The sequence below is a fragment of the Methylobacterium sp. AC690 genome (genome assembly GCF_979256535.1).
In genome coordinates this window covers 14,994-39,309 of the sequence record NZ_CEEDOX010000007.1, presented here as the reverse complement: position 1 = coordinate 39,309, position 24,316 = coordinate 14,994, and the positions used below count along the sequence as shown (strand labels likewise).

General features: G+C 67.9%; 23 protein-coding genes and 2 tRNA genes. 7 read left to right on the top strand and 18 right to left on the bottom strand.

What is annotated here, in order from left to right; genetic code table 11:
- Window positions 1–55 precede the first annotated feature (55 nt).
- The 5 genes from AC0IY1_RS09805 to AC0IY1_RS09785 form a co-directional block, all read right to left on the bottom strand.
- Window positions 56–133, bottom strand: a tRNA-Pro gene (locus tag AC0IY1_RS09805).
- Between the two features lie 102 nt (window positions 134–235).
- Window positions 236–3,448 (bottom strand): efflux RND transporter permease subunit, encoded by a 3,213-nt coding sequence (locus AC0IY1_RS09800; protein WP_055950531.1) that lies wholly within the window; start codon window positions 3,446–3,448, stop codon window positions 236–238.
- A gap of 162 nt (window positions 3,449–3,610) precedes the next feature.
- On the bottom strand, window positions 3,611–4,762 hold the full coding sequence (locus AC0IY1_RS09795) for an efflux RND transporter periplasmic adaptor subunit (protein WP_156375603.1): 1,152 nt from the start codon (window positions 4,760–4,762) through the stop codon (window positions 3,611–3,613).
- 86 nt (window positions 4,763–4,848) lie between these two features.
- On the bottom strand, window positions 4,849–5,172 hold the full coding sequence (locus AC0IY1_RS09790; RefSeq protein ID WP_471769204.1) for a rhodanese-like domain-containing protein: 324 nt from the start codon (window positions 5,170–5,172) through the stop codon (window positions 4,849–4,851).
- A 61-nt stretch (window positions 5,173–5,233) separates the two neighbouring features.
- Entirely contained in the window at window positions 5,234–6,538 is a 1,305-nt protein-coding gene (locus tag AC0IY1_RS09785) for a glycosyltransferase family 4 protein (protein WP_471769202.1), read from the bottom strand.
- Between the two features lie 118 nt (window positions 6,539–6,656).
- Here AC0IY1_RS09785 and AC0IY1_RS09780 point away from each other — a divergent pair, with 118 nt between their 5' ends.
- A complete protein-coding gene (locus tag AC0IY1_RS09780) occupies window positions 6,657–7,526 on the top strand; it encodes an MBL fold metallo-hydrolase (RefSeq protein ID WP_471769200.1) in 870 nt (289 codons plus the stop codon).
- 94 nt (window positions 7,527–7,620) lie between these two features.
- Here the strand turns inward: AC0IY1_RS09780 and AC0IY1_RS09775 are convergent, their stop codons facing one another.
- A complete protein-coding gene (locus AC0IY1_RS09775) occupies window positions 7,621–8,325 on the bottom strand; it encodes a glutathione binding-like protein (protein ID WP_471769198.1) in 705 nt (234 codons plus the stop codon).
- Window positions 8,326–8,508: 183 nt separating this feature from the next.
- Between AC0IY1_RS09775 and AC0IY1_RS09770 the strand changes: the two genes are divergently transcribed.
- Window positions 8,509–8,742 carry a hypothetical protein gene (locus tag AC0IY1_RS09770; RefSeq protein ID WP_055950516.1) on the top strand — a complete coding sequence of 78 codons (234 nt, stop codon included), beginning with the start codon at window positions 8,509–8,511 and terminating at the stop codon, window positions 8,740–8,742.
- A gap of 40 nt (window positions 8,743–8,782) precedes the next feature.
- Entirely contained in the window at window positions 8,783–8,974 is a 192-nt protein-coding gene (locus AC0IY1_RS09765) for a hypothetical protein (protein WP_055950513.1), read from the top strand.
- 347 nt (window positions 8,975–9,321) lie between these two features.
- Here AC0IY1_RS09765 and AC0IY1_RS09760 read toward each other — a convergent pair whose 3' ends face one another.
- Both AC0IY1_RS09760 and AC0IY1_RS09755 read right to left on the bottom strand, forming a co-directional pair.
- Window positions 9,322–9,621, bottom strand: coding sequence for a hypothetical protein (locus AC0IY1_RS09760; protein WP_471769196.1), 300 nt, complete (start codon window positions 9,619–9,621; stop codon window positions 9,322–9,324).
- Window positions 9,622–9,769: 148 nt separating this feature from the next.
- The gene (locus AC0IY1_RS09755; RefSeq protein WP_471769194.1) at window positions 9,770–9,919 is read right to left on the bottom strand and encodes a hypothetical protein; all 150 of its coding nucleotides are present in this window, start codon (window positions 9,917–9,919) and stop codon (window positions 9,770–9,772) included.
- A 307-nt stretch (window positions 9,920–10,226) separates the two neighbouring features.
- Here AC0IY1_RS09755 and AC0IY1_RS09750 point away from each other — a divergent pair.
- Both AC0IY1_RS09750 and AC0IY1_RS09745 read left to right on the top strand, forming a co-directional pair.
- Window positions 10,227–10,303, top strand: a tRNA-Pro gene (locus tag AC0IY1_RS09750).
- A 37-nt stretch (window positions 10,304–10,340) separates the two neighbouring features.
- Window positions 10,341–10,652 (top strand): ETC complex I subunit, encoded by a 312-nt coding sequence (locus AC0IY1_RS09745; protein ID WP_055950667.1) that lies wholly within the window; start codon window positions 10,341–10,343, stop codon window positions 10,650–10,652.
- Between the two features lie 212 nt (window positions 10,653–10,864).
- Here AC0IY1_RS09745 and AC0IY1_RS09740 read toward each other — a convergent pair whose 3' ends face one another.
- The 10 genes from AC0IY1_RS09740 to AC0IY1_RS09695 all read right to left on the bottom strand — a co-directional run bounded on the left by AC0IY1_RS09740 (window position 10,865) and on the right by AC0IY1_RS09695 (window position 21,021).
- Entirely contained in the window at window positions 10,865–12,436 is a 1,572-nt protein-coding gene (locus AC0IY1_RS09740) for a SpoVR family protein (RefSeq protein ID WP_471769193.1), read from the bottom strand.
- Between the two features lie 77 nt (window positions 12,437–12,513).
- Window positions 12,514–13,815 carry a YeaH/YhbH family protein gene (locus AC0IY1_RS09735; protein WP_471769191.1) on the bottom strand — a complete coding sequence of 434 codons (1,302 nt, stop codon included), beginning with the start codon at window positions 13,813–13,815 and terminating at the stop codon, window positions 12,514–12,516.
- Between the two features lie 106 nt (window positions 13,816–13,921).
- On the bottom strand, window positions 13,922–15,868 hold the full coding sequence (locus tag AC0IY1_RS09730) for a PrkA family serine protein kinase (protein ID WP_055950502.1): 1,947 nt from the start codon (window positions 15,866–15,868) through the stop codon (window positions 13,922–13,924).
- Window positions 15,869–16,066: 198 nt separating this feature from the next.
- Window positions 16,067–16,513 carry a hypothetical protein gene (locus AC0IY1_RS09725; protein ID WP_055950499.1) on the bottom strand — a complete coding sequence of 149 codons (447 nt, stop codon included), beginning with the start codon at window positions 16,511–16,513 and terminating at the stop codon, window positions 16,067–16,069.
- A 133-nt stretch (window positions 16,514–16,646) separates the two neighbouring features.
- Window positions 16,647–17,177, bottom strand: coding sequence for a MerR family transcriptional regulator (locus AC0IY1_RS09720; RefSeq protein WP_471769189.1), 531 nt, complete (start codon window positions 17,175–17,177; stop codon window positions 16,647–16,649).
- Window positions 17,178–17,184: 7 nt separating this feature from the next.
- Window positions 17,185–17,505 (bottom strand): integration host factor subunit alpha, encoded by a 321-nt coding sequence (locus tag AC0IY1_RS09715; protein WP_055950496.1) that lies wholly within the window; start codon window positions 17,503–17,505, stop codon window positions 17,185–17,187.
- 116 nt (window positions 17,506–17,621) lie between these two features.
- A complete protein-coding gene (locus AC0IY1_RS09710) occupies window positions 17,622–18,635 on the bottom strand; it encodes a beta-ketoacyl-ACP synthase III (protein WP_471769429.1) in 1,014 nt (337 codons plus the stop codon).
- 37 nt (window positions 18,636–18,672) lie between these two features.
- Window positions 18,673–19,707, bottom strand: a complete 1,035-nt coding sequence (plsX, locus tag AC0IY1_RS09705) for a phosphate acyltransferase PlsX (RefSeq protein WP_055950491.1) — start codon at window positions 19,705–19,707, stop codon at window positions 18,673–18,675.
- A 190-nt stretch (window positions 19,708–19,897) separates the two neighbouring features.
- Entirely contained in the window at window positions 19,898–20,422 is a 525-nt protein-coding gene (locus AC0IY1_RS09700; RefSeq protein WP_471769187.1) for a YceD family protein, read from the bottom strand.
- Complete coding sequence (locus AC0IY1_RS09695; protein ID WP_471769186.1) at window positions 20,419–21,021, bottom strand: ubiquinol-cytochrome C chaperone family protein; 603 nt, start codon at window positions 21,019–21,021, stop codon at window positions 20,419–20,421. The genes AC0IY1_RS09700 and AC0IY1_RS09695 overlap by 4 nt, the downstream gene beginning before the upstream one ends.
- A 219-nt stretch (window positions 21,022–21,240) precedes the next feature.
- Between AC0IY1_RS09695 and AC0IY1_RS09690 the strand changes: the two genes are divergently transcribed.
- Both AC0IY1_RS09690 and AC0IY1_RS09685 read left to right on the top strand, forming a co-directional pair.
- Window positions 21,241–21,738, top strand: coding sequence for an outer membrane protein assembly factor BamE (locus AC0IY1_RS09690; protein WP_055950483.1), 498 nt, complete (start codon window positions 21,241–21,243; stop codon window positions 21,736–21,738).
- Between the two features lie 120 nt (window positions 21,739–21,858).
- Window positions 21,859–24,312: a PAS domain-containing protein gene (locus AC0IY1_RS09685; protein ID WP_471769184.1), complete on the top strand. Its 2,454-nt coding sequence runs from the start codon at window positions 21,859–21,861 to the stop codon at window positions 24,310–24,312.
- Window positions 24,313–24,316: the final 4 nt, after the last annotated feature.

The following is a 24,316-nucleotide window of genomic DNA, read 5'->3' as shown; positions in this document are numbered from 1 at the left end:
AGGGAGGATATCTGATTGTGGGGGCCGTCTCATTGTGGGGGGCAATGAGTTCGAATGGTCGGAGCGAGAGGATTCGAACCTCCGACCCCTAGTCCCCCAGACTAGTGCGCTAACCGGGCTGCGCTACGCTCCGACGCCCCTTGCGGGGTGAGGGGTCTTTAGCTTTCCGGTTTGCGGGGCGCAACCCCAAACATGAAGCCCGGATGCGGGGTCCGCATCCGGGCTCGGGTCAGTCTCAGGCGTGTGAGGGCGCCGCGTGCGGATCGTGCTTGTCCGGCGTGGTGTTGTGCGGGTCCTTGCCGCGCTTCTTGGCGAGCCAGATCAGGAAGTTCCGGATCACCACGTAGAAGACCGGGGTCAGGAAGAGGCCGAACACCGTGGCGCCGATCATGCCGAAGCACACCGCGGTGCCGAGTGCCTGACGCATCTCGGCGCCGGGCCCGGTGGCGATCACTAGCGGCACCGTGCCGAGGATGAAGGCGAAGGCCGTCATCAGGATCGGGCGCAGGCGCAGGCGGCAGGCCTCGACCGCGGCGGCCACGGGGCCCTTCCGCTCGGTCTCCTCCAGCTGGTGCGCGAACTCCACGATCAGGATGGCGTTCTTGGCTGCCAGGCCGATCAGCACGATCAGGCCGATCTGGGTCAGGATGTTGTTGTCCTGGCCTCGCAACTGCACCCCGAACAGGGCCGCGAGCACGCCGGTGGGCACCACGAGCAGGATCGCCAGCGGCAATGCCCAGGATTCGTACTGCGCGGCGAGCACGAGGAAGACGAGGAGCACGCCCAGCGCGAACACGTAGATCGCCGTGTTGCCCGCTGCCTTCTGCTGGTAGGCGATTTCGGTCCAGTCGTAGGCGTAGCCGTCCGGCAGGTTGTCCTTGGCGATGGCCTCCATGGCGTCGAGGGCCTGGCCGGTGGAGATGCCGGGCTTGGCCGTGCCCTGGACCGGCACCGAGTAGTAGAGGTTGAAGCGCTGGACGATCTGCGGGCCGGTGATCTCGCGGATCGTGGCCAGCGTGCCCATCGGCACCAGGGCGCCCGTGGAAGAGCGGACCTTCAGCTGCTCGATGTCCTGCTTCGAGACGCGGAACGGGGCGTCGCCCTGCACGCGGACCTGATAGATGCGGCCCAGGGTGTTGAAGTCGTTGACGTAGGCGCCGCCGAGGGCCGTCTGCACCGTCGAGAACACGTTGCCGAGCGGCACGTTGAGCATGCGCGCCACCGTGCGGTCGATGTCGAGGTAGAGCTGCGGTGTGTCGTTGCCGAAGGTGGTGAACACCCGCTGCACGTCGTTGCTCTGGTTGGCCTTGCCGAGGACCTCGCCGACCGCGCCGAGGAGCGGGCCGATGGACGAGCTCTGCCGGCTCTCGATCTGCATCTTGAAGCCGCCGCCCTGGCCGAGACCGCGCACCGGCGGCGGCGGGATGACGATGACGCGGGCCTCCTGGATGTCGGCCGTGGCCTTGATCACCTCGTTGGTGATCACCGCCGCGCTCCGCCCCTGGCCGGCACGCTCCTTGGCGCCCGCCAGCGTGATGAACATCACGCCGGAATTGGTGGTGTTGGTGAAGGTCGCGCCGTCGAAGCCCGCGATGATGACGGTGTTGGTCACGCCTTCGATCTTGCGGGCCGCGGCCGCCGCCCGGTTCACCACCTCGGTGGTGCGGTCGAGGGAGGCGCCCGAGGGCAGCTGCACCACGCCGATGAGGTAGCCCTGGTCCTGGTCCGGGATGAAGCCGGTGGGCGTCGTCTGGACCAGGTGAAGGGTGGCGGCGATGACGGCCGCGTAGACGATCATCATCGCGATCAGCCCGATCGCGTAGTTCGTCAGGCCGTAGATGATCCGCCCATAGGTGTTCGAGAGCCAGTCGAAGCCCTTGTTGAACATATCCGCCAGCCAGGCGACGAAGCGGAAGAGGAAGAACTTCGGCTTGGCATGCTCGTGGTGGGGCCTCAGGAGCAGCTTGCAGAGCGCCGGCGAGAGCGTCAGCGAGTTGAACATCGAGATGATGGTCGAGGCCGCGATGGTCAGCGCGAACTGCTTGTAGAACTGGCCGGTGATGCCCGGGATGAAGGCGGTGGGGATGAACACCGCCGAGAGCACCAGGGCGATGGCGACGACGGCGCCGCCGACCTCGTCCATGGTCTTGTGCGCGGCGTCGCCCGGCGACAGGCCCTCGGCCATGTTGCGCTCGACGTTCTCCACCACCACGATGGCGTCGTCGACCACGATGCCGATGGCGAGCACGAGCCCGAACAGGGTGAGGTTGTTCAGCGAGAACCCAAAGGCCGACATGGCCGCGAAGGTGCCGACCAGCGAGACCGGGATCGCGATCACCGGGATGAGCGCGGTGCGCCAGCTCTGGAGGAAGACCAGCACCACGATGACAACGAGGCCGACGGCTTCGAAGAGGGTCTTGTAGACCTCGTGGATCGACTCCTCGATGAACTCCGTCGGGTTGTAGGCGATGCGGTACTCGATATCCGGCGGGAAGTTCTTCTTGAGGTTGTCCATCACCTTGCGCACCGACGCGGCGGCGTCGAGGGCGTTGGTGCCGGGGCGCTGGAAGGCGCCGATGCCGATGGCGGGCGTGTCGTTGAGGAACGAGTTGGTGGTGTAGTCCTTCTGGCCCATCTCGACGCGGGCGATGTCCTTCACCCGCACGAGGCGGCCGTCCGCGGCCTTGACGATGACGTCGGCGAATTCCTCGGGGCTCTGGAAGCGACCCTGCGACTGGACGATGAGCTGGAAGGCCTGGCCCGTGGCGGCCGGTGGCGAGTTCAGGGCGCCTGCCGCCACCTGCACGTTCTGCTCGGACAGGGCCGTGATGACGTCAGAGGTGGTCAGGCCGTAGGCCGCGAGCTTGTTCGGATCGAGCCAGACGCGCTCGGCGTACTCGTTGCCGCCGAAGATGGTGATGTCGCCGACGCCGTCGAGGCGCAGGAGCTCGTCGCGGATGTTCAGGTAGATGTAGTTGGCGAGGTAGTTCTGGTCGTAGGTCTTCTTCGGCGAAAGCAGGTGCACCACCAGCATCAGGTCCGGCGAGGCCTTGCGGACGGTGACGCCGAGGTTGCGCACGTCCGGCGGCAGGCGCGGCTGGGCGACCGAGAGACGGTTCTGGACCAGAACGTTCGCGATATCGAGGTTGGTGCCGACCTTGAAGGTCACCGTCAGCAGCATGTTGCCATCGTTGGTCGACAACGACGTCATGTAGAGCATGTTGTCGACGCCGTTGACCTCCTGCTCGATCGGTGTGGCGATCGTGGCCGCCACCGTCTCGGCGTTGGCGCCCGGGAAGCTCGCGCGCACGGTCACGGTCGGCGGCACGATCTCGGGGTACTGGGCCACCGGCAGCGACAGGTAGGCGACGTAGCCGAGGATCAGGAAGACGATCGACGTGACCGACGCGAAGATCGGCCGATCGACGAAGAAGTGGGCAAAACGCATCGCTTGAACCTCTCGCCGCATGCGGCCCGCACGCGCGGGTCCGAGGCGGCACCGTTTCTTCGTCCGCGGTCTGGTGTCCGCTCCCCGGCCGTGGCCGGTCGGGGATGATCGTCTCGGGAGCGGCGCCCGCCTCGGGGCCCGCCTATCGGGTCTCGCTGGGCGTCAGGTCTTGCTCGGCGGCAGGGTGGAGGCTTCGGCCGCCACCTTGGCGCCCGGACGGACACGGGTGACGCCGTTGACCACGACGCTCTCGTCGCCCTTCAGGCCCTCGCGGATGACCCGGTAGCCATCGACCTTCGGGCCGAGCTTGACCTCGCGCAGGGACACCGTGCCGTCGTCGGCGACGATGTAGACGATGCGCTTGTCCTGGTTGGCCGAGACCGCCTCGTCGGGCAGCAGAATGCCCTGGTAAGGCTTGGTCGCGGGCAGCGAGACGACGCCGAACAGGCCGGGCTTGATGAACCCGTCGGGGTTCTCGACGGTGGCGCGCAGCAGCACCGTGCCGGTGGCGTTGTCGACGCGGTTGTCCACGAAGTCGAGGGTACCCTTGCGGGTCGGCTTGGCCTCGCCGGTGAGCGCGATCAGGATCGGGACGCCCTTGCCCTTCTGGGTCTCGCCCATGCCGATGCCGAGGCTGCCCTGGTACTTCAGGAACGAGCGCTCATCGACGGTGAAGCCGAAATAGATCGGATCCAGGGAGACGATCGTGGTGAGCAGGGTCTGGTCGGTGATGACGATGTTGCCCTCGGTGACCAGGCGCCGGCTGATGCGACCCGAGATCGGGGCCTTCACCTCGGTGAAGTCGTAGTTCAGCTGCGCCTGGCGCAGCTGCGCGTCGGCGCTGTCGACATCGGCCTGAGCGGTCTGCGAGGCCTGACGACGCTGGTCGGTGACCTGCTCTGAGATGTTGCCGGACTTGCTCAGCGTCTGCGCGCGGTCGAGGTCGGTCTGCGAGAAGTTGAGCCGGGCCTTCGCCGAGACCAGGGCCGCCTGCGCCTGGTCGAGGGCTGCCTTGTAGGGCCGACGGTCGATGACGAAGAGCAGGTCGCCCTTCTTCACCGTGGCACCGTCCGTGAAGTTGACCTTCTCCAGGTAGCCGGTGACGCGGGCCCGGACGTCGACGATATCGACGGGGTCGAAGCGGCCCGTATAGGTGTCGGTCTCGACGATCTCGCGGACCACCGGCTTGGCGGTTGTGACCTTCGGCGGCGGTCCGCCCGGGGCCTGGGCCTGGGCGGAGGAGACGAGGACCGGCGCGACGAGCGCCGAAGCGACCAGTCCGACGACCGGAAGAAGACTGAAGATCGAGCGCATGCGCATATGGTTGTTCCCTACGATGCGCCAGCTAGAGGTCCGCCGCGACCAATGTCGTGCGCTGCCACACATGCTCTGCGCATGCCTTATACCTCGACGGGTTCGCCGGAGCCGGCCCAATCCTTGAATCCACCCCGGTAATGCGCCTCGATCGGCAATCCGGCGTTCTGGGCGGCCGCCAGCGCGTGGACCGAGCGCACCCCCGACATGCACGAGAAGACCGGTTTCCGGCCGTCCTCTGCGAGCAGCGTCGCGAGCGCCCCGGGGTCGAAGGTCGAGAGCGGATGGGTGACCGCGCCGGGGATGTGCCCTTGCTCGAATTCGTGCGGCTCGCGCACATCGATCACCAGCATGGACTGGTCGGCGAGGCCGGCCTTGATCGCATCCCGGTCCAGGTCGACAACCTTCATCCGTCTATCCTCTCTCGGACCGTCCCGTGCACGGTCGGACAATGACGGATGTTCTTAGGCGTCAGTCGTCAGGACGGCAAATGGTGCGCGCCAGGGCGTCCTCGACGGTCTCGAAATGCGCGGTCCAGCTCGGCAGGTCTGTGTCCGTTGTCCGGCGCGCGAGGGCCTCGCGCAGGGCGGAGCCCGGCGCCGAGAGATCCTCCACCGCCCGGCGCCAGCCTGGGCCGTCGAGGGGATCGAGGAACGCGGCGAATTCCGCGCCGATCTCCCTGTGGACCGCGAGGTCCGAGGCCACGACCGGCAGGCCCGAGGCCGCGGCCTCGACCACCGGCAGGCCGTATCCCTCCGCGAAAGAGGGCATCAGCAGGGCGGTGGCCGAGCGCAGCAGCGCCGCGAGGCCGTGACTCGATAGGCCGCTGACTTCGGTGACGTGCGCGCGGATGGCGGGACAGCGCTCGAGCATGTCGATGATGTTCTCCGCTTCCCAGCCGCGCCGGCCGACCAGGACGAGTCGGGGGGTGTCGGGCCCGTGCCGCTCGGCGAGGTCGCGCCAGAGATGCAGCAGCGCCAGGTGGTTCTTGCGCGGCTCGATGGTGCCGCAAGCGACGAAGGTCGGGCGCGCGGGCGTGAAGGACGGCCCCTCCCCCGCCCGCCGGAACACCGGCTCGACCCCGAGGAGCGCCACCGTGACGGGTGGCGTCGGCCGCCCCAGCGCGACGCAGTAACGGGCGAAGCGCTCGCCGACGTCGCGGGAATTGACCAGCACGTGCGCGGCATGGCGGGCGATGGTCTCCATCCGGACCCGGTGCCGCTCCGCCTCGCCGGGCCGGCCGTATTCCGGATAGTCGATCGGGATGAGGTCGTGAACGAAGAAGACGGGCCGGATGTCGCGGCGGTCGTAGAGCCAGTCGAATCGGCCCGGCTTGTCGAGGCGCAGGTGCGAGGTGTGCAGGTAGACGGTCCCCTGGGGCAGGATCTCGGGGCCGCGGGCGCGCAGAGTCGTGGCCGCCGTCCGGGCCTGAATCCGCCGCCGGTCCCCGGCGCCGCCGCGCCCGGGCGCGGCGGCCGGCGGACCACCGTCGCCGGTCGATCCCAGGGCCGCCGCCAGCCGACGGTAGACCGGGTCCTGCGTCGCGTCGCGGTCCTCGACCCAGCCGGCCGCCACGGCCTCGACGATGCCGAGCGCCTCCGCCCGCGCCAGTACGCGTGGGCCGAACGCCGTGGAGACCAGGCCGAAGCGGTCTCCTGCCTGGGCCAGGACATGCCGGGCATAGGCGAGGTCGACCCGGTCGATGCCGCTCGGGCTCGGATGCCGCAGGCGGGTGATGAGGCGGGTCAGGTCGAAGGCGAGGCTCGGGACGGGCATGATCCTCCGGTGGCGTTCAGCTGCGGTGCCGTATGGCCGGTATCCGCTTCGCGCCTATATGCGCACGCCTCAGCCCGAGGCTACCCGCGGCCGATGCCGCCAACGAGAGCAACGTTTCGTGTCTCCCGGATACCTGCCCTTCGCCGGCGCCCTCGACCTGCCCGCCTACACCTGTGATAATTGTGGGTTCTGGCAGCGCCATTTCGGGCGGCCGCCGGCCTGCCCGATGTGCCTCGACGCCCGCCACGTGGTGCCGCAGAAGGGATGGCAGTTCTGGACCGAGCGGGAGGCGCAGGAGCGGTTTCCCTGCCACTGGGAGGAGTTGGAGCCCGGCGTGTGGCGGTTCTGGAACGATCCCGTCTCGGGCATCGGGCCCAGTGCCTACCTGGTCCAGACACCGGCCGGGAATATGGGCTTCGAGGCCTGCCCGGTCTTCAGCGAGGCGGCCCTCCAGCACATCGCGAGCCTCGGAGGCATGCAGGTGCTGTCCTCTTCGCACCCCCATGCCTACGGCGCTCTCGTGCAGCTTCAGGACCGCTTCGACCCGGAGCTCTGCCTGCCGGCCGCCGACTTCATCTGGAGCGCGGCGCTGCAGGTGTCCTGGCCCTACGACGATTTCCTCGAGCCCCTCCCCGGCCTCGAACTCCACCGCACGGCCGGCCACTTCGACGGCCACGCGGTCCTGTTCGATCGGGAACGGAAGATCCTGTTCTGCGGTGACGCCCTGAAGTTCGAGCTCGACCCGCAGGATTTCCGGCGCGCGCTGACCATCTCGGCCCACAAGGCCTTCGTGCGCGGCGTGCCGCTGACCACGAACGAGCTGCGGCGATACCGCGACGTCTTCGCCCAGCTCGACTTCACCCAGACCTGGACACCCTTCGAGCCGGCCGCCAATTGCGGCCGGGCCGAGGTGCTGGCGCTGATCGACGGCATGCTGGCGGCCCGCCCGCATGCCGCCCCGGTGCCCCTCGACACCCTGCGCCGCTGAAGGCACGGCAGGACTGATTCAACCGATCCAGCCGATCCGACCGACCCCGCCGGAAAAGCGGATCCGGGCTCGCCGTGGCGCCGCCCGGGCCGGGTCAGGCGCGCGTCGCGGCGGTCTGACCGAACATGACTTTCTTGGCCTCTTCGCTCAGGGTCTTCCCGAAATCCGGGTTGATCTCCGGTGCGCGGGCATACGCGGCCTTCGTCGCCGGGCGCTCGGCGATGGCATGGAACCAGCGCTGGAGATTCGGGAACTCTTCCAGGCGCTGACCCTGCTTCTCGTAGGGCACGATCCAGGGATAGCTGGCCATGTCGGCGATCGTGTAGTCGGCACCGGCGACGAAGGGCCGGTCGGCGAGACGCCGGTCGAGGACGCCGTAGAGTCGGTTGGTCTCCTTGACGTAGCGGTCGATGGCGTAGGGCACCTTCTCGGGCGCGTACTGGGTGAAGTGGTGGTTCTGGCCGAGCATGGGCCCGAGGCCACCCATCTGCCAGAACAGCCATTGCAGCACCTCGGCGCGGCCGGCCACGTCCCGGGCGATGAAGCGCCCGGTCTTCTCGGCGAGGTAGAGCAGGATCGCGCCGGACTCGAACAGCGAGACCGGGGCACCTCCGCCGGCCGGCGCGTGATCGACGATCGCCGGCATGCGGTTGTTCGGGGCGATCGCCAGGAAGTCCGGCTTGAACTGGTCACCCTTGCCGATGTTCACCGGCTTCAAGGTGTAGTCGAGCCCCGCCTCTTCGAGGAACATCGTGACCTTGTGGCCGTTCGGGGTCGGCCAATAGTGCAGATCGATCATCGCGGTCTCCGTGCTGCGCGCCGGGGCTCGGTCCGGTCGCGTCGGGCCCGAGGTGGGACTCGGAGGAACGGGGGTCAAGCTGGGCGGATGACGGCCGCGGGCGGTCGTTCAAATGCGCCGCAGTTTCACAACGGGGAATTCAGGGGACCGTGGTTGCCTCGTCGGGAGCGAGGGAGCGACGGGATGGTCAGCGCAATATCGGCAAGCAGCGGTGGACTTCTGGCGGCGACGCAGCGCTACGCCACGGCGGCTGAGGGGATCGCGACCATCGGCACCAGCCTGCCGAGCGCGACCCAGGTCGATCTCTCGACCACCGCCGTCCAGCTCATGCAGGAAAAGACCAATATCGGGATGAACACCGCCATCCTGAAATCCACGCTCGATTCCGAGCGCCGGGTCCTCGACATCCTCGCCTGAGCCGCGGATCGCCTCGTACGTTTTCGGAGGATCGACGCCCATGACGATCACCGTTCCCCTGACGCAGGTCGGAATCATCCGCGCCACCGAGATCGTGCATGGCGCCCGAAACGACGCGGCGCGACGCCATGAGACCGAGCCGCGGACCGTCTCCGTCGAGGTGGATCGGGCACGGGATGCAGAGGGCGACGTGATCGGTCGTCAACGCCGCATCGTCGACGTGCGGGTCTAGATCGTCGCCCCCAGCGCAGCGGGCACCCGGACTTGAAACTGCGCTTGGCTACGTGGGGCGTACGCCGACTCTTCCTGACGCATGAGCACGCAAGCCTGCGCTGCCCGATTCGGATCGTGGCGCGATTCAGGCTCTGAAACCGCTCGTTTCACGATCCCCGCGAGCAGAAGTCGAGGCCGCGTCGGTCCTGGCTCCCAAACGTCGTGGCCGCCATCCTGGCCCTCCCGGAAACACGCGTGCTTCGGCGGTGGGAACATGGGGTCAGCGCGACCGTTCCGCCGGAAGGTTATCGCAGATTTTCTCGGAGCCTTCCCCAGAGCGAGGGTTGCGCGCGCGGCGCGCCTGCTTCAGGCCGCCTTGGAATCGCGCGCCGGGCGCTTCGCATCGGCATCGATCTCACGCCCCTTGGCGGCGATGTCGCGCAGCATCTTGACCATGGCGTCCGTCTGATCGTCCGTGGCGTCGTCGAAGGCCGCGTCCGCACCCCAATCGTTGCCCCGCCGCAGCATGATCACGGCGCCCGCCGCGGCGGCGCAGAGGCTCGCGGTGAGGGGCGCACCCATGACCGCGGTCAGGATGCCATACGGCAGCAGCAGCGCCGTCGAGATCATGCCTCCGCCCAGGGCGGCCAATAAAATCAAGAACATCGATCGACCCTCGTTCGAGCTTCAATAGCATGGTTCGACCGCGGTGATTGCCTTGGTTGCCGTCATCATGAGTGCCGCGTTAACGATCAGCTTCGCATTCGAGACGTGTCCGCGACGTCTTGGTCGGCCGTTCTGCGAACGATTCCTGTCAGGACCAGACGCGCAGGATGATCAGCAATCCGACCGGTACGACGAACATCAAGGCGATCGCCCAGTGGATGTCGTTCCGCGCACGTTTGACCTCGCTTTCCAGAGCGTCGATGCGCGCCTCCAGGGCGCGGTATCTTGGATCGCTCATGCCCGGCTCCGTTGATTCGGTTTGGAAGCGCGATCTGGCGGGGCGCGATCGGCGCTGTCCAGCGACGCGGGAGCCGGCGAACCGCGCGGCGGTATGTGGCGAGGCGGTGCGTGTTTGGCGCCGGGAATCCGGTCGGCTGGGAGCCGCAGAGGGCAACGGCGCATGATCGACAAACGCGGCGGGGGACGATTCCCGTCCCTGCGACCGCCATGGTGGCGTCCGGCGGCATTTCCTGTCCCGATCCTCGTCTCGCGCCGGTTGCCATTTCGCCGCCGAAACCGTACGTCCCCTCTACGCGCAAGCGTGTCGGGGTGTAGCGCAGTCTGGTAGCGCATCTGGTTTGGGACCAGAGGGTCGTAGGTTCGAATCCTATCGCCCCGACCATCATTTCCGCCGAGGCTCCCTGGAGTTGGACGACCCGATGTCGAGCGCCCGCATCTACCAGCCCGCGAAGGATCCGACGCAGTCCGGTACGGCGCGTGCCAAGGCGTGGGTGTTGGAATTCGACCAGACGGCACCGCGCGAGACGGATCCGCTGATGGGCTGGACCGGCTCGTCCGACATGTTGCAGCAGGTCCACCTCGAGTTTGAGACCCGCGAGGAGGCCGTGGCCTACGCGACGCGCGCCGGGCTGTCCTACCGGGTCGAGGAGCCGCAGAAGCCGATTCTGCGCAAAGGCCTGTCCTACTCGGACAATTTCAAGTTCAACCGCACCGCGCCCTGGACCCACTGAGACGCGGCCTCCGGCGCCTCAGAGCTGGATCAGGATCGTGATGGCTCCGAAGATCAGGACGGAGCCGACCGCTGCGGCGAGCAGGATCAGGGCGGCGCGCGATTCGCGCAGGTCGTCGTTCATCATCGTCGCAGGCTAGCGCGGTCCGGGACGGCCGCCAATCCTCACGGGCGTTGCGCTGCCGCGCGGACCGATATGCCGCGCCCGCCCCCTCAGAAGAAGATTGGCCGCGCGCTGGCGTGGTGCTCGGCCAGGACCGCGTTGTTGGCGGGGTCGATCTCCCTGAGAACCGCATCGTAGCCCCAGAGATCGGCGAGGTGCTGAAGCACCCGCTTGGCATCGTCCTTCTGCAGGGTGATGCGATTGAGCGCACGGTGATGCACGATGAGGCGCCGATCCCCTTCGAGATCGACGTCCACCACCTCGATGTCCGGGTCGAGCCAAGCCACATCGTATTGCCGCGCGAAGGAGCGCCGCATCTTGCGATAGCCGCGCTCGTCGTGGATCGCCTCGACGTAGAGCTCCGACTCGTCGGGGTCGTCGACGACGTGGAACAGGCGCATGTCGCGCATGAGCTTGGGCGACAGGAACTGCGCGATGAAGCTCTCATCGCGATAGTTCGCCCAGACGTCGCGCAGGGTCGCCATGGCGTCGCCGGTGCCGGCGATCTCGGGAAACCACGCGCGGTCCTCCTCCGTGGGTTGCTCCACGATGCGGGCGATGTCCTGCATCATGGCAAAGCCGATGGCGTAGGGGTTGTGGCCGTTATAGCCGCGCTCGTTGTAGTTGGGCTGGCGCACGACGTTGGTGTGCGATTGCAGGAACTCGAGATAGGCCGCCTCGCCGATTAGGCCCTTCTCGGACAGGGCGTTCATGATCCGGTAGTGGCAGTAGGTGGCGCAGCCCTCGTTCATCACCTTGGTCTGGCGCTGCGGGTAGAAGTACTGCGCCACGAGGCGGACGATGCGCAGGATCTCGCGCTGCCAGGGCCGCAGGCGGGGGGCCGCCTTCTCCAGGAAATACAGGATGTTTTCCTGCGGCAGTTCGAGGAGCGCCTTGCGACGCTCCGCGGCGAGATCGGGGCGGGCGCCGGCCACTTTCTGCGGCAGCGTGCGCCAGAGGTCGTTGTAGATCTGCTCGCCGTGCTCGGCCCGCTCGCGCTCACGGCGCTGCTCGGAGGCCAGATCGGGCCGCTTCTTGCGCGGATAGCGGTGCACGCCCTGGCTCATCAGGGCGTGGGCGGCATCGAGCACCGCCTCGACGGCGGCGTGGCCGTGGCGCTCCTCGCAGCGTGAGATGAAGCCCTTGGCGAAATCGAGGTAGTCGAGGATGCCCTCGGCATCGGTCCACTGCTTGAAGAGGTAGTTGTTCTTGAAGAAGTGGTTATGGCCGAAGGCCGCGTGGGCGATGACCAGCGTCTGCATCGTCGCCGTGTTCTCCTCCATGATGTAGGAGATGCACGGGTCCGAGTTGATGACGATCTCGTAGGCGAGCCCCATCATGCCGCGCCGGTAGCCGGCCTCGTGCTGGGCGAAGTGCTTGCCGAAGGACCAGTGCTTGTAGAACAGCGGCATGCCGATCGACGCGTAGGCGTCGAGCATCTGCTCGGCGGTGATGATCTCGATCTGATTGGGGTACCACGACAGGCCGAGCGCCCGCGCCTCGACCTCGCAGGCGTCGTGGATGCGCCGGATCGTGTCGAAGTCCCAATCGTTCCCGGTGAAGAGCGGCTCCTGGCCGCCGGAGATCGACTGGGGCGTGGGGCGGATGATGCTGCCGACCATACGGTTTACGCCTTCCTCGAAAGGTCCAACTTCGAAGGGTCCGTGTCCCGCGCGGCCGGTGACCCGACGCGCCGGCTTCAGGCCTCGGCTTCCGCCCGGGCGTCCTTGCGCCCGAACAACTCGCGGAAGACCGGATAGATGTCGCGGCGATGGTTGACCTTGCGCATGGCGATGGGCGCGCCGGTCTTGGCCAAGCCCTCGTAGGTCCGCCATAGGGTGGTGCGGTGCTCGACGAAGCCGGCCCGGGGGCCGTTCTCGTCGCCGACCTCCAGATAGGCGAAGTGCTGGCAGGCCGGCAGGATGTGGGCGCGCAGCAGCTCCGTAGAGGTCGGCCCATCGCTGGAGACGTTGTCGCCGTCGGAGGCCTGCGCGGCGTAGATGTTCCAGTCGTTGGGGTCGTAGCGCTCGGCGATCACGCGCTTCATCTCGACGAGAGCTGAGGAGACCAGGGTGCCGCCGGTCTCGCGCGAGCCGAAGAACGTCTCCTCGTCCACCTCCGTCGCCTTGTCGGTGTGACGGATGAAGACGATTTCCACGTGTCGGTAGCGCCGCGTCAGGAAGATGTGCAGCAGGATGTAGAAGCGCTTGGCGAGATCCTTCATGTGCTCGGTCATCGAGCCCGAGACATCCATGAGGCAGAACATCACCGCCTGGGCCACCGGGCGTGGGTAGGTCTCGAACCGGCGATAGCGCAGGTCGAGAGGATCGACGTAGGGGATGCGCTTGGTGCGCTCGCGCAAGCTCGAGAGTGCCAGCAGCAGGTCCGGCAGGTCGGGGTCGCTCGACGGCGTTGCGGCGATGCGCGCTTCGAGGGCGGCGATCTCGTCGGGCTTCGGGCGCTTGAGGGCGATGCGCCGCGACATGGAGTTGCGCAGGGTGCGGGTCAGGGCGAGGTTCGCCGGCGAGCCCGAGATCGTGTAGCCGGCCCGGCGAAGCCCCTCGGTCTCCACCACCGAGAGCCGGCGCTTTGCGAGATCGGGCAGTTCGAGGTCCTCGAGGAACAGTTCGAGGAACTCCTCGCGGGTGAGCACGAAGCGGAAGGCGTCCTCGCTGTTCTCCGAGCCGTCGCCGCCCTCCCCCGAGCCCTTGCCCCCGCCGCCCGACGGCGGGCGCTCGATCCGATCGCCCTCCACGTAGGTCTTGTTGCCGGGCAGGATGTGGTCGTGCAGGCCGGTGCCCGGCTGGCGGGCGAAGCGCGGCTCGCGAACCCCATCGGCCGGCACCGAGACGCGGCCGTCCTTGCCCAGGTCCTTGATGTCCTTTTCCCGCGCGGATTCCCGCACGGCCCGCTGGGCCACATCCTTCACGCGGCGCAGGAAGCGTTGGCGGTTGGCGAGGCTCTTGCCCCCGGGATTCAGACGGCGGTCGACGATGTGCATCCGATGTGTGTGCCTTCGCCCTCAAGACCAATGTGGGATCGGCGGAGCGGGGCGACCACCCATGGCGGCCGCCCCGTCACCGTGCGGACAAGGCTCGGTCGATGCCTTAGCCCGCCTGCTTCACCCGCATGTACCACTCGACCAGGCGGCGGACCTGCCGCTCGGTGTAGCCGCGGGCCACCATCCGGTCGACGAACTCGCCGTGCTTCTTCTCCGTCTCGCCGTCCTTCTTCGAGCCGAAGGAGATCACCGGCAACAACTCCTCCACCTGGCTGAACATGCGTCGCTCGATGACCTCGCGCAGCTTCTCGTAGCTCGTCCAGGACGGATTGCGCCCGCCATGCTGCGCCCGCGAGCGCAGGGCGAATTTCACCACCTCGTTGCGGAAGTCCTTCGGATTGGCGATGCCCGCCGGCTTCTCGATCTTGGTCAGCTCCTGGTTCAGGAGCTCGCGGTTGAGAAGCTGCCCGGTCTCGGAATCCTTGAAGTCCTGGTCCTCGATCCACGCATCGGCGTAGTCGATGTAACGGTCGAACAGGTTCTGACCGTAATCGTGGTAGGATTCGAGGTAGGCCTTCTGGATCTCGTGACCGATGAACTCCGCGTAGCGCGGCGCCAACTCCGTCTTGATGAACTCCAGGTAGCGCTTCTCGGTTTCGGGCGGCAGCTGCTCGCGCCGCAGGGCCTGCTCCAGTACGTACATGAGGTGGACCGGATCGGCCGAGACTTCGGTCGTGTCGTGGTTGAAGGTCGCCGCCATCACCTTGAAGGCGAAGCGGGTCGAGATGCCGTCCATGCCCTCGTCGACACCGGCGGCGTCCTTGTATTCCTGCATGGAGCGGGCGCGGGGATCGACCTCGCGCAGGGACTCGCCGTCGTAGACCCGCATCTTCGAGAAGGCGTTCGAATTGGCGTGCTCGCGCAGACGCGAGAGCACCGAGAAGCGGGCCAGCATCTCCAGGGTCCCCGGCGCGCAGGCGGCGGCGGAGAGTTCGGAGCCCGAGACCAGCTTCTCGTAGATGCGCTGCTCCTCGGTCACTCGCAGGCAGTAGGGCACCTTGATGACGTAGATGCGGTCGATGAAGGCTTCGTTGTTCTTGTTGGTCTTGAAGGTCTGCCACTCGGACTCGTTCGAGTGGGCCAGGATCACGCCGGTGAAAGGGATCGCACCGATGTTCTCGGTGCCGACATAGTTGCCCTCCTGCGTCGCGGTGAGCAGAGGGTGCAGCATCTTGATCGGCGCCTTGAACATCTCGACGAATTCGAGGACGCCCTGGTTCGCCCGGTTGAGGCCACCGGAGTAGGAGTAGGCGTCGGGATCGGCCTGCGAGAGCGTCTCCAAGCGCCGGATATCGACCTTGCCGACGAGGCTGGAAATGTCCTGGTTGTTCTCATCGCCGGGCTCGGTCTTGGCGATCGCGATCTGGCGCAGGCGCGAGGGCCTGACCTTGATGACCTTGAACTTCGAGATGTCGCCGTTGAACTCGTCGAGGCGCTTCAGGGCCCAGGGGCTCATGAGACCGGTGAGCCGGCGCCTCGGGATGCCGTAGCGCTCCTGGATCTCGGCCCCCATCGTCTCGGGGTCGAAGAGGCCGAGGGGACTCTCGAAGACCGGGGAGACCTCGTTGCCGGCCTTCAGCACGTAGATGGGATGGGTCTCCATCAGCGCCTTGAGACGCTCGGCCAGGGAGGACTTGCCGCCCCCGACCGGCCCGAGCAGGTAGAGGATCTGCTTGCGCTCTTCCAACCCCTGCGCCGCGTGGCGGAAGAACGAGACGATGCGCTCGATCGTCTCTTCCATTCCGTAGAATTCGGCGAAGGCGGGGTAGACCCGGATCGTCCGGTTCATGAACACGCGCCCGAGACGCGGATCCTTCGCCGTATCCACGAATTCCGGCTTTCCGATCGCCTCGAGGATGCGCTCGGCGGCGGAGGCGTACATCAACGGCTCGTCGCGGCACGCTTCGAGATACTCGGAGAGGCTCATCTCCGTATCGCGACGCGCCTCGTAGCCACGGGCGAAGCTCTGGAACAGGTCGTTCGTCGACGGCATAGGCTTTCCGATCCCCTCACGACAGCGACAGCTTCATCCTGTCTCGCCTTGGATGCAACTGACAGGCCCAGTTTTGTCGCAGCGCGGTCACCACGAAATTTGGGCGTGTGATGCGTGCCACAGTGCGATGGGCGGGCCTGTCACTCCGGGTTCGGTGCCGGGGCCGCGGACGGTCTTCCGCTGCGGCCCCGGGAAGGCTCACAAGTCGGTGGACTCCTTCTTCGCCGCGTCCGGCTTGGCCGCGTCGGATTTGGCGGCATTCACGGTGATCTTGATGTTCTGAGTCTGCACGTTCCCGTCGGAATCCTTGACGTCCACCGTCACCTCGTCGCTGCCGGTGAAGCCGTCCTTGCTCTGGTAGAACACCGCCTGCACGGCGGCCTCCTTGCTCGGGCAGCGGTACTTCGCCGGGGTCTTGATCTTGCCGACCTTGGTGATGAGCGAGCCGTTCTTCGGCGCACCGCTGACCCGGATCTCAGGCATCGGGCCGGTGGAGCAGTCCTTCTTCAGGTTCGGCACGATGGCGAGGCGCACGCTCTTGCCGCTGGCGGCGGTCTCGCTGCGGGTGACCGTGGTCTGCGCCAGGGCCGGCCCGGCCAGGAGGGTGCCGGCGACCAGGAAGGTGAGGGAACGGGCGAGCAGCATGCGGGACGAACTCCGATCACGCCGGGCGATCCGCGCGGGACGCGGTGGATTCGGTCCGGGTGCTGCGGATGTGGGGATCGCTGGCGCGGCCGTCGAGTGGGCAGCGGCCCGCCTCTTGGTCAGCGCCCTGCCCTCAGGCGTCGCCGATGGGTTCGGGCGGCAGGCGCAGGCCTGCCAGGGCGGTGCGGCAGGCCCTGAGGTCTGCGAGGGCGTCCACCAGAACCGTCCGCTGCTCAGCGGTGAGGCCGTCGCCGGAGGCGAGGTCGGCCGGCAGAGCCTCGTGCTCGGCATCCTGAAGCGAGGGCGCGGCCGCCACGGCCTCACCGCGGCCCACCGACTGGACGAAGCGCAGGCCGCGCTCCCGCAGCACCCGCTGGGCGCCCTTGATGGTGTAGCCCTGCCCATGCAGCAGGCGCTTGATGCCTTTCAGGAGGTCGAGGTCGTCGGGCCGGTAGTAGCGCCGGCCGCCAGCCCGCTTCACCGGGCGAATCTGCGTGAAGCGCGTTTCCCAGAAGCGCAGGACGTGCTGCGGCACGTCGAGTTCGTCAGCGGCTTCCTTGATGGTGCGGAAGGCGCCCGCGCTCTTCTCGGGTGCCTCGCGCACGGGCTCCTCCCCGTCGCGAGGGTCGGCTTTCGGTTCTTCGATCCGCGCGGCGAGGGACATGGAGGACCTACTCGTCGTCGTGCTCGGCCGCGCCGTTCAGGCCGTTGATCCGGGCCTTCAGCACGTTCGAGGGCTTGAACACCATCACTTGACGTGGCTCGATCGCCACCTCGACCCCGGTCTTCGGGTTACGCCCGACCCGGCGCCCCTTGCTGCGCACGACGAACGATCCGAACGAGGACAGCTTCACCGTCTCTCCGCTGGCGAGGCAGGTGCAGATCTCGGACAGAACCGTTTCAACCAGGGCGGAGGACTCGGTCCGCGAGAGCCCGACCTGCTGGTAGACGGCCTCGCTCAAATCGGCGCGTGTGACCGTCTTTCCTGTCATGCGATATTCCCCAAGGCGATTCGAGTTTTCTTAGTATCTCTATGATTGCGCACGCTAATCGGCGTTCACCCCGGGGTCAACAGCGCGTGAGGCTCCGTTTCGGAAACGGGTCCAGCCTACCAGCGAATGAGGGCCGCGCCCCAGGTGAATCCGCCGCCGATCGCTTCGATCATCACGAGGTCCCCGGGCTTGATCCGGCCGTCCTTGCGGGCGACGTCGAGGGCCAGCGGGATCGAGGCCGCCGAGGTGTTGCCGTGCCGGTCGACGGTGAGGACCACCTTCTCGCGGGCGATGCCCAGCTTGTCGGCCGACGCCTCGATGATCCGTCGGTTGGCCTGATGCGGGACGAACCAGTCCAGATCCTCGGCCGTGGTCCCGGACGCCCGGAAGGCGTCGTCGATGACGTCGGTCACAGAGCCGACGGCGAAGCGGAAGACCTCCTTGCCGGTCATCCGCAGGTGTCCGGTGGTGCCGGTGGAGCCCGGGCCACCATCGACGTAGAGTTTTTCGCGGTGCCGTCCGTCCGAGCGCAGGCTCGCCGTGAGCACGCCGCGATCGGCGCTGGTGCCCTCCCCGTCCTGGGCCTCCAGCACGACGGCGCCGGCGCCGTCGCCGAACAGCACGCAGGTCGTGCGATCCTCCCAGTCGAGGATTCGCGAGAAGGTCTCGGCCCCGATGACCAGGGCGCGCTTGGCGCTCCCGGTGCTCAGGAACTTGTCCGCGGTGGTCACGGCGTAGACGAAGCCGGCGCAGACGGCCTGGACGTCGAAGGCGAAGCCTCCCCGCAGGCCGAGCGCCGCCTGGATCTCGGTGGCGGTGGACGGGAAGGTGTGGTCGGGCGTCGAGGTGGCGCAGATGATGAGGTCGATGTCGTCGGCGGCGAGGCCGGCCTCGTCGAGCGCCGCCCGGGCGGCGCGCGCCCCCAGGACCGAGGTGGTTTCGGTGGCGTCCGCCAGGTAGCGCTGGCGGATCCCGGTGCGCTGCACGATCCAGTCGTCGGAGGTGTCGACGGTGCGGCTGAGCTCGTCGTTGGTGACGCATCGGGCCGGCAGGGCGGATCCGCAGCCGACCACGACGGAGCGCAGGATGCGTCCGGGGGCCACCTTCTCGGCGATGGCCTGCCCGCTCATGACCGTCATGGGGCCGTCCTTCTGTTCACGGCCCGGCTCATGGCGCGGCCGGGGCCGGCGTCAGGTCGAGCATGTCGCGGATGGTGCGCATGAGGTCGTGCCGTGCCATGTCATGGGCGAGGTCGACCGCCGCCGCGAAGCCGTGCGCGTCCTCGGAGCCGTGACTCTTGATGACGATGCCCTCGAGACCGAGGAACACGCCGCCATTGGCCCGGCTCGGGTTCATCTTGTCCCGCAGGGCCTTGAAGGCTTGGCGGGCGAAGAAGTAGCCGATCTTGGCCGAGAGGGTCCGGCTCATGGCGGCCCGCAGGTAGCTGCCGATCTGCTTTGCCGTTCCCTCGGCGGTCTTCAGGGCGATATTGCCGGTGAAGCCCTCGGTGACGACGACGTCGACCGTGCCCTTGCCAAGATCGTTACCCTCGACGAAGCCGTGATAGGCGAGGTTCGGCAAGTCGGTCTCGCGCAGGTAGCGGGCCGCTTCCTTGACGGCCTCGTTGCCCTTCATCTCTTCGGTGCCGACGTTGAGAAGGCCGACGGTCGGCCGGTCAAGGTCGAACACGATCCGGGCCATGGCCGAGCCCATCACCGCCATCTCGACGAGGTGCTCGGCGTCGGTTCCGATGGTGGCGCCGACGTCGAGGACCACGCTCTCGCCGCGCACCGTCGGCCAGAGGCAGGCGATGGCCGGGCGCTCGATGCCCGCAAGGGTCTTCAGGCAGATCTTCGACATCGCCATCAGGGCGCCGGTGTTGCCAGCCGAGACGGCGGCATCGGCCTCGCCGTCCTTCACAGCCTGGATCGCGCGCCACATCGAGGATTTGCCGCGCCCCGAGCGAACGGCCTGACTCGGCTTCTCGTCCATGGAGATCGCCATCGTGGTGTGACGGATCTCGACGGCGCCCTTCAGGCGCGGCTCGGCGGCCACCAGTGGCGTGAGGATTGCCTCATCCCCGAACATCAGGAACGTCATCTCGGGATGGCGCTCGCGGGCGATGGCGGCGCCGGGCACCACCGTCGTGGGTCCGTGGTCGCCGCCCATGGCGTCGAGCGAGATGCACACTCTCTGGGACATGGTGGGTGGCCGGTGGCCTCTGATCGCGGAAAAGAACGGCCCCCCGGCGGGAGGCATCACGGTGAGCGGGGATGGCGGCGAACGACCAGCCCCCCTGCTCGGCGGGGCGGAAAATAGCGATTGAAGCCCGCCGGGCAAACGAAATCTGAGCGGTTTGCCGAAAGCCGCTCCGATCTGGCGGTCGCGGGTCTCAGTCGTTGGCCGGCTTGAGCCCGCGCAGGGCCGCCAGCGGCGGCTCCTCCAGATCCTCGATATGGGGCTCGAAGGCCACCCCGGGCTTGCGCGGATAGGGGTCGAGCCCGAGCGCGAGGAACTCGGCCGTGACGGTGCCGAAATCGATCTTGCCTCCCACGATTGGGTCGGGGACGTCGGCATCCTCCGCGTCGGTCCCGGCGAGCCGGTCGGTGTCGGTGAACAGCAGGTCCACCGGCTCGGAGACCGGCCCTTCGAAGGCCTCCAGGGACACTGTGCAGACCTGCGTCACCTGCGCCGTCACCGTTCCGCGTACCCGGAAGGCCGAGGGCGGACCGCTCGTCTCGAACGTGCCGAGGAGGTCCCGGATGGCCGGAATCTTGAAGTCGGCGGCCAGGGCCGCGCATTCCTCCGGGCTCGCCGTGACGACGAGCCGCCCATCGCTGCGGCGCAGGCGGTCGACGCTGACGATCCGCGAGAGCGGTCCGGACCCTTCGTGGCGGGTCGTATCTTGGCGGGTCATGGGACGATCCGTGTCGTGGCGCCGTCCGGTTCGGCCTGGGGAGCGGCGAAGGATTGCGGCGGCGGGAAAGCGGGGCCGGGGCCGATCAGCCCGTCGAGGTCGGCTTGGGAAAGGGCGGCGTCGCTGGCGAGGACGTAGCGGGCGAGGCCGGCCGCCGCCTCCGGCGCGTCGACCCCGAGGACATTGCGTGCGAGCGCGGCCGTCAGCGCCGCCGTGTCCCCGGCGTCGAGCGCGGCATCGTAGCCCTCGGCCCGCCCGTAGAAGGCGGAACCGAGCTTCTTCATGCGCTTCGGGACGCCGAAATCGCCGATGCCGGATTCACGCAGGGACGAGTCGAGTTGCAAGAACACCGAATTCACGAGGTCCTGAGCCACGTCGGCGGCCGGTTCGGGCAGGCGGTTCAAGCGCCGCAGCACCAGGATGACGTGCAGGATCAGGCACTCGAACCGCCCCTCCAGCGTGTCGGGCACGCCGAGGTGAAGATAGAGATCCGGATCCCGGGCCGCCTGGTTGATGCGACCATGCAGCGTCTCGATCACCCGCTCGCGCGGGCTCGACCCACCCCAGGCGCGCAGCCTGTCGAGGAGACCCGTCATCATGGGCACCTCCTCGGATCGGCGGGCGTGAAGCCGGCGCGGACGGCCGGGGGGTGTGGCCGGGCTTGCCTTGTCAAAACCATAACCCCGCGTTACGGCAGCGAACGGTCAAGGTGCAACCTCCATCGGGATTCTTCTGCCTCGGTGCCGGGTCGGGATCGGGGCCGCAGGACGCTTTCACGGAAGTCGCCTTCAGTTTCTCACTGTCAGTAAGGGTGGCCGATGTCGCGCCGTCTCGTCTCGTCGCTCGCTCGCCTCGCCGTCCTCGGCGCAATCGGAGCCGGTGTGTCCGGCTGCATCGGCGAGGACATCCGCCATGGCTACCAGATCGACCAGGCGGCCCTCGCCACCGTGAAGCCGGGGATGAGCGCCGAGCAGGTTCTGCAGATCCTCGGCACGCCGTCCACCGTCTCCACCGTCGGCAACAAGTCGTGGTACTACATCAGCCAGAACACGCGCCGCACCGTCCTGTTCCTCGGCGAACGGGTCGAGGACCAGAAGGTCACCGCCGTCTATTTCAACGGCGCCTTCAAGGTTGAGCGCGTGGCACTCTACGGCCTGCAGGATGGCAAGGTGTTCGATTTCATCGAGCGGTCCACGCCGACCAGCGGCGCCGACCGGGCCTTCCTCAGCCAGCTCTTCCGCGGCCTGACCAAGTACGAGCCGTTCGGCAGCGGCTCCGGCACCAGCGTGGTGCCCGGGGCCAATCGCGGCCTGTAAGCTTCGCGGCTCACCCCTCGGGACCCTAGGGGCTGGAGGGGCCGGGCGACCGGTCGGCCAGGGGCGCGCATCGTGGATGGCTCGCCCGGGCTCGACCCCAGGCGGGCAAAGGACCCGAGCATGCCGTTTCGCGAAGCCTTTCTCGTCGAGGGTGGCGAGACCGGCGCGCTTCTGCGCCACCACGACTGGTCCGCGACTTCGCTCGGCGCGCCGATCGGCTGGCCGCAGGCCCTGAAGACGCTCGTCGGCGTGATGCTCGGGTCGCAGCAGCCGATGCTGATCGTGTGGGGGCCGGACTACATCACCCTCTACAACGACGGCTACGCCGCCATGTGCGGCGCCCGCCATCCAGCCGCCCTCGGCGGCTCGTTCCGCGACCTCTGGCACGACATCTGGGATCAGGTGGAGCCGATCCTCGCCCGCGCCTATGCGGGCGAGGCGACGCATATGGACGGCATCGCCTTCATCATGCATCGCAACGGCTATCCGGAGGAGACTTACTTCTCGTTCGGCTACACGCCGGTGCGCGACGAGGCCGGGCAGGTCGTCGGCATGTTCTGCGCGTGCGCCGAAACGACGGGCCGGGTGCAGGCCGAGCGCCGGGCGAGCGCCGAGCGCGAGCGCCTCGAGCAGCTCTTCGCCCAGGCCCCGAGCTTCATGGCCGTTCTGCGCGGGCCCGAACACCGCTTCGAACTGGCCAACCCGGCCTACCGGCGCCTCGTCGGCGACCGACCGGTCCTGGGCCGGACCGTCGCCGAGGCTCTGCCGGACGCCGTAGGCCAGGGATATCTCGAGCTTCTCGACACCGTCTACCGCACCGGCGAAGCCTTCACGGCGACGGCCTCGAAGCTCACCCTCCAGAGCCCGGCGGACGGGGCGGACGTCGAGCTCTATCTCGATTTCGTCTACCAGCCGATCTTCGACGATGACGGCGCCGTCACCGGCATCTTCGTCGAGGGCGTCGACGTCACCGACCGGGCGCTCGCCGAGATCGCGCTGCGCCGGAACGAGGCGGAACTGCGCTTCCTCAACGCGGATCTGGAGCGTCAAGTCATCCTGCGGTCCAACGAGCGCGGTCTGACCTGGCTGGTCAGCCCCGACCTCCTCGGCGTGCTGCACCCGGACGGCTACTTCGAGCGCCTGAACCCTGCCTGGGAGGTCGTGCTCGGGTGGTCCGAATCCGAGATCGCCGGCCGGTCCGTGCTCGACCTGATCCATCCGGACGACGTGGAGCGCACCGCCGAGGCCGTCGGGGCCCTGGCGGGCGGTACGCCCGTCTTCCGTTTCGAGAACCGGTATCGCACCCGCGACGGCGGCTACCGTTGGCTGTCCTGGACGGCGGTGCCGGAGGGCGGGCGCTCCTATTGCAGCGGCCGCGACATCACCGAGGATAAGGCGCGGGAGGCAGCCCTGGCGCAGGCCCAGGAGGCCCTGCGTCAGGCCCAGAAGATGGAGGCGGTGGGTCAGCTCACGGGCGGCGTCGCCCACGATTTCAACAACCTCCTGACGGTCATCAAATCCTCGACCGACCTGCTGAAGCGGCCGGGTCTCGCCGAGGATCGCCGCCGCCGCTACGTCGATGCGATCTCCGACACCGTGGCACGGGCCGCCAAGCTCACGGGCCAGCTCCTCGCCTTCGCCCGGCGCCAGGCCCTCAAACCCGAGACCTTCAACGTGGGCTCGGGCGTCGCCGCGATCAGCGAGATGGTCGGCACCCTGACAGGTGCCCGCATCGCGATCGTCGTCGAGGTGCCGGAGATGCCCTGCTACGTGCATGCCGATCCGAGCCAGTTCGACACCGCGCTGGTGAACATGGCGGTGAATGCGCGCGACGCCATGGAAGGCGAGGGTCGGCTGACGATCCGCGTCGGTACGGTCTCGGGCATCCCGCCCCTCGACATCCGCGGGGGGGCCTTCGTGGCCGTGTCGCTGACCGATACCGGCTCCGGCATCGCGGCGGGGGACCTGCACCGGATCTTCGAACCGTTCTACACCACCAAGGGCGTCGGTCAGGGGACCGGCCTCGGCCTGAGCCAGGTCTTCGGTTTCGCCAAGCAATCGGGGGGTGAGGTCGTCGTCGAGAGTGCGCCGGGACGCGGCTCGACCTTCACCCTCTACCTGCCGCGCGTGTCCGCCGTATCCGTAACCGCCGGGCCGCCCGAGGAGGCCGAGCCGCTGACGGAGGGGCACGGCACCTGCGTCCTCGTGGTGGAGGACAACCCGGAGGTGGGCCGCTTCGCCACCCAAACCCTGGCCGAACTCGGCTACCACACGGTCTGGGCGACCTCCGCCGCCGATGCCCTGCGTCAGCTCGAGAAGATTCCCTTCCGCTTCGAGGTGGTGTTCTCCGACATCGTCATGCCGGGCATGAACGGGATCGAGCTCGCCAAGGAGATCGTTCGGCGCCGGCCCGACCTGCCGGTGGTCCTGGCCAGCGGGTACAGTCATGTCCTGGCCGAGGAAGGTGCCCACGGGTTCGAGCTGTTGCACAAGCCCTACTCGGTGGAGCAGCTTTCACGGGTCCTACGGAAAGCGGTGGCCCGCAGCCGTCGCGGACGCCGTGATCGACCCTGACCGC

Bases quoted from the DNA above. Each gene is read 5' to 3' on its own strand.
- AC0IY1_RS09800 (WP_055950531.1), bottom strand. From the start codon at position 3,448: ATGCGTTTTGCCCACTTCTTCGTCGATCGGCCGATCTTCGCGTCGGTC.
- AC0IY1_RS09795 (WP_156375603.1), bottom strand. From the start codon at position 4,762: ATGCGCTCGATCTTCAGTCTTCTTCCGGTCGTCGGACTGGTCGCTTCG.
- AC0IY1_RS09790 (WP_471769204.1), bottom strand. From the start codon at position 5,172: ATGAAGGTTGTCGACCTGGACCGGGATGCGATCAAGGCCGGCCTCGCC.
- AC0IY1_RS09785 (WP_471769202.1), bottom strand. From the start codon at position 6,538: ATGCCCGTCCCGAGCCTCGCCTTCGACCTGACCCGCCTCATCACCCGC.
- AC0IY1_RS09775 (WP_471769198.1), bottom strand. From the start codon at position 8,325: ATGATCGATCTGCACTATTGGCCGACCCCGAACGGCCACAAGGTCACG.
- AC0IY1_RS09770 (WP_055950516.1), top strand. From the start codon at position 8,509: ATGGTCAGCGCAATATCGGCAAGCAGCGGTGGACTTCTGGCGGCGACG.
- AC0IY1_RS09765 (WP_055950513.1), top strand. From the start codon at position 8,783: ATGACGATCACCGTTCCCCTGACGCAGGTCGGAATCATCCGCGCCACC.
- AC0IY1_RS09760 (WP_471769196.1), bottom strand. From the start codon at position 9,621: ATGTTCTTGATTTTATTGGCCGCCCTGGGCGGAGGCATGATCTCGACG.
- AC0IY1_RS09755 (WP_471769194.1), bottom strand. From the start codon at position 9,919: ATGAGCGATCCAAGATACCGCGCCCTGGAGGCGCGCATCGACGCTCTG.
- AC0IY1_RS09745 (WP_055950667.1), top strand. From the start codon at position 10,341: ATGTCGAGCGCCCGCATCTACCAGCCCGCGAAGGATCCGACGCAGTCC.
- AC0IY1_RS09740 (WP_471769193.1), bottom strand. From the start codon at position 12,436: ATGGTCGGCAGCATCATCCGCCCCACGCCCCAGTCGATCTCCGGCGGC.
- AC0IY1_RS09735 (WP_471769191.1), bottom strand. From the start codon at position 13,815: ATGCACATCGTCGACCGCCGTCTGAATCCCGGGGGCAAGAGCCTCGCC.
- AC0IY1_RS09730 (WP_055950502.1), bottom strand. From the start codon at position 15,868: ATGCCGTCGACGAACGACCTGTTCCAGAGCTTCGCCCGTGGCTACGAG.
- AC0IY1_RS09725 (WP_055950499.1), bottom strand. From the start codon at position 16,513: ATGCTGCTCGCCCGTTCCCTCACCTTCCTGGTCGCCGGCACCCTCCTG.
- AC0IY1_RS09720 (WP_471769189.1), bottom strand. From the start codon at position 17,177: ATGTCCCTCGCCGCGCGGATCGAAGAACCGAAAGCCGACCCTCGCGAC.
- AC0IY1_RS09715 (WP_055950496.1), bottom strand. From the start codon at position 17,505: ATGACAGGAAAGACGGTCACACGCGCCGATTTGAGCGAGGCCGTCTAC.
- AC0IY1_RS09710 (WP_471769429.1), bottom strand. From the start codon at position 18,635: ATGAGCGGGCAGGCCATCGCCGAGAAGGTGGCCCCCGGACGCATCCTG.
- plsX (WP_055950491.1), bottom strand. From the start codon at position 19,707: ATGTCCCAGAGAGTGTGCATCTCGCTCGACGCCATGGGCGGCGACCAC.
- AC0IY1_RS09700 (WP_471769187.1), bottom strand. From the start codon at position 20,422: ATGACCCGCCAAGATACGACCCGCCACGAAGGGTCCGGACCGCTCTCG.
- AC0IY1_RS09695 (WP_471769186.1), bottom strand. From the start codon at position 21,021: ATGATGACGGGTCTCCTCGACAGGCTGCGCGCCTGGGGTGGGTCGAGC.
- AC0IY1_RS09690 (WP_055950483.1), top strand. From the start codon at position 21,241: ATGTCGCGCCGTCTCGTCTCGTCGCTCGCTCGCCTCGCCGTCCTCGGC.
- AC0IY1_RS09685 (WP_471769184.1), top strand. From the start codon at position 21,859: ATGCCGTTTCGCGAAGCCTTTCTCGTCGAGGGTGGCGAGACCGGCGCG.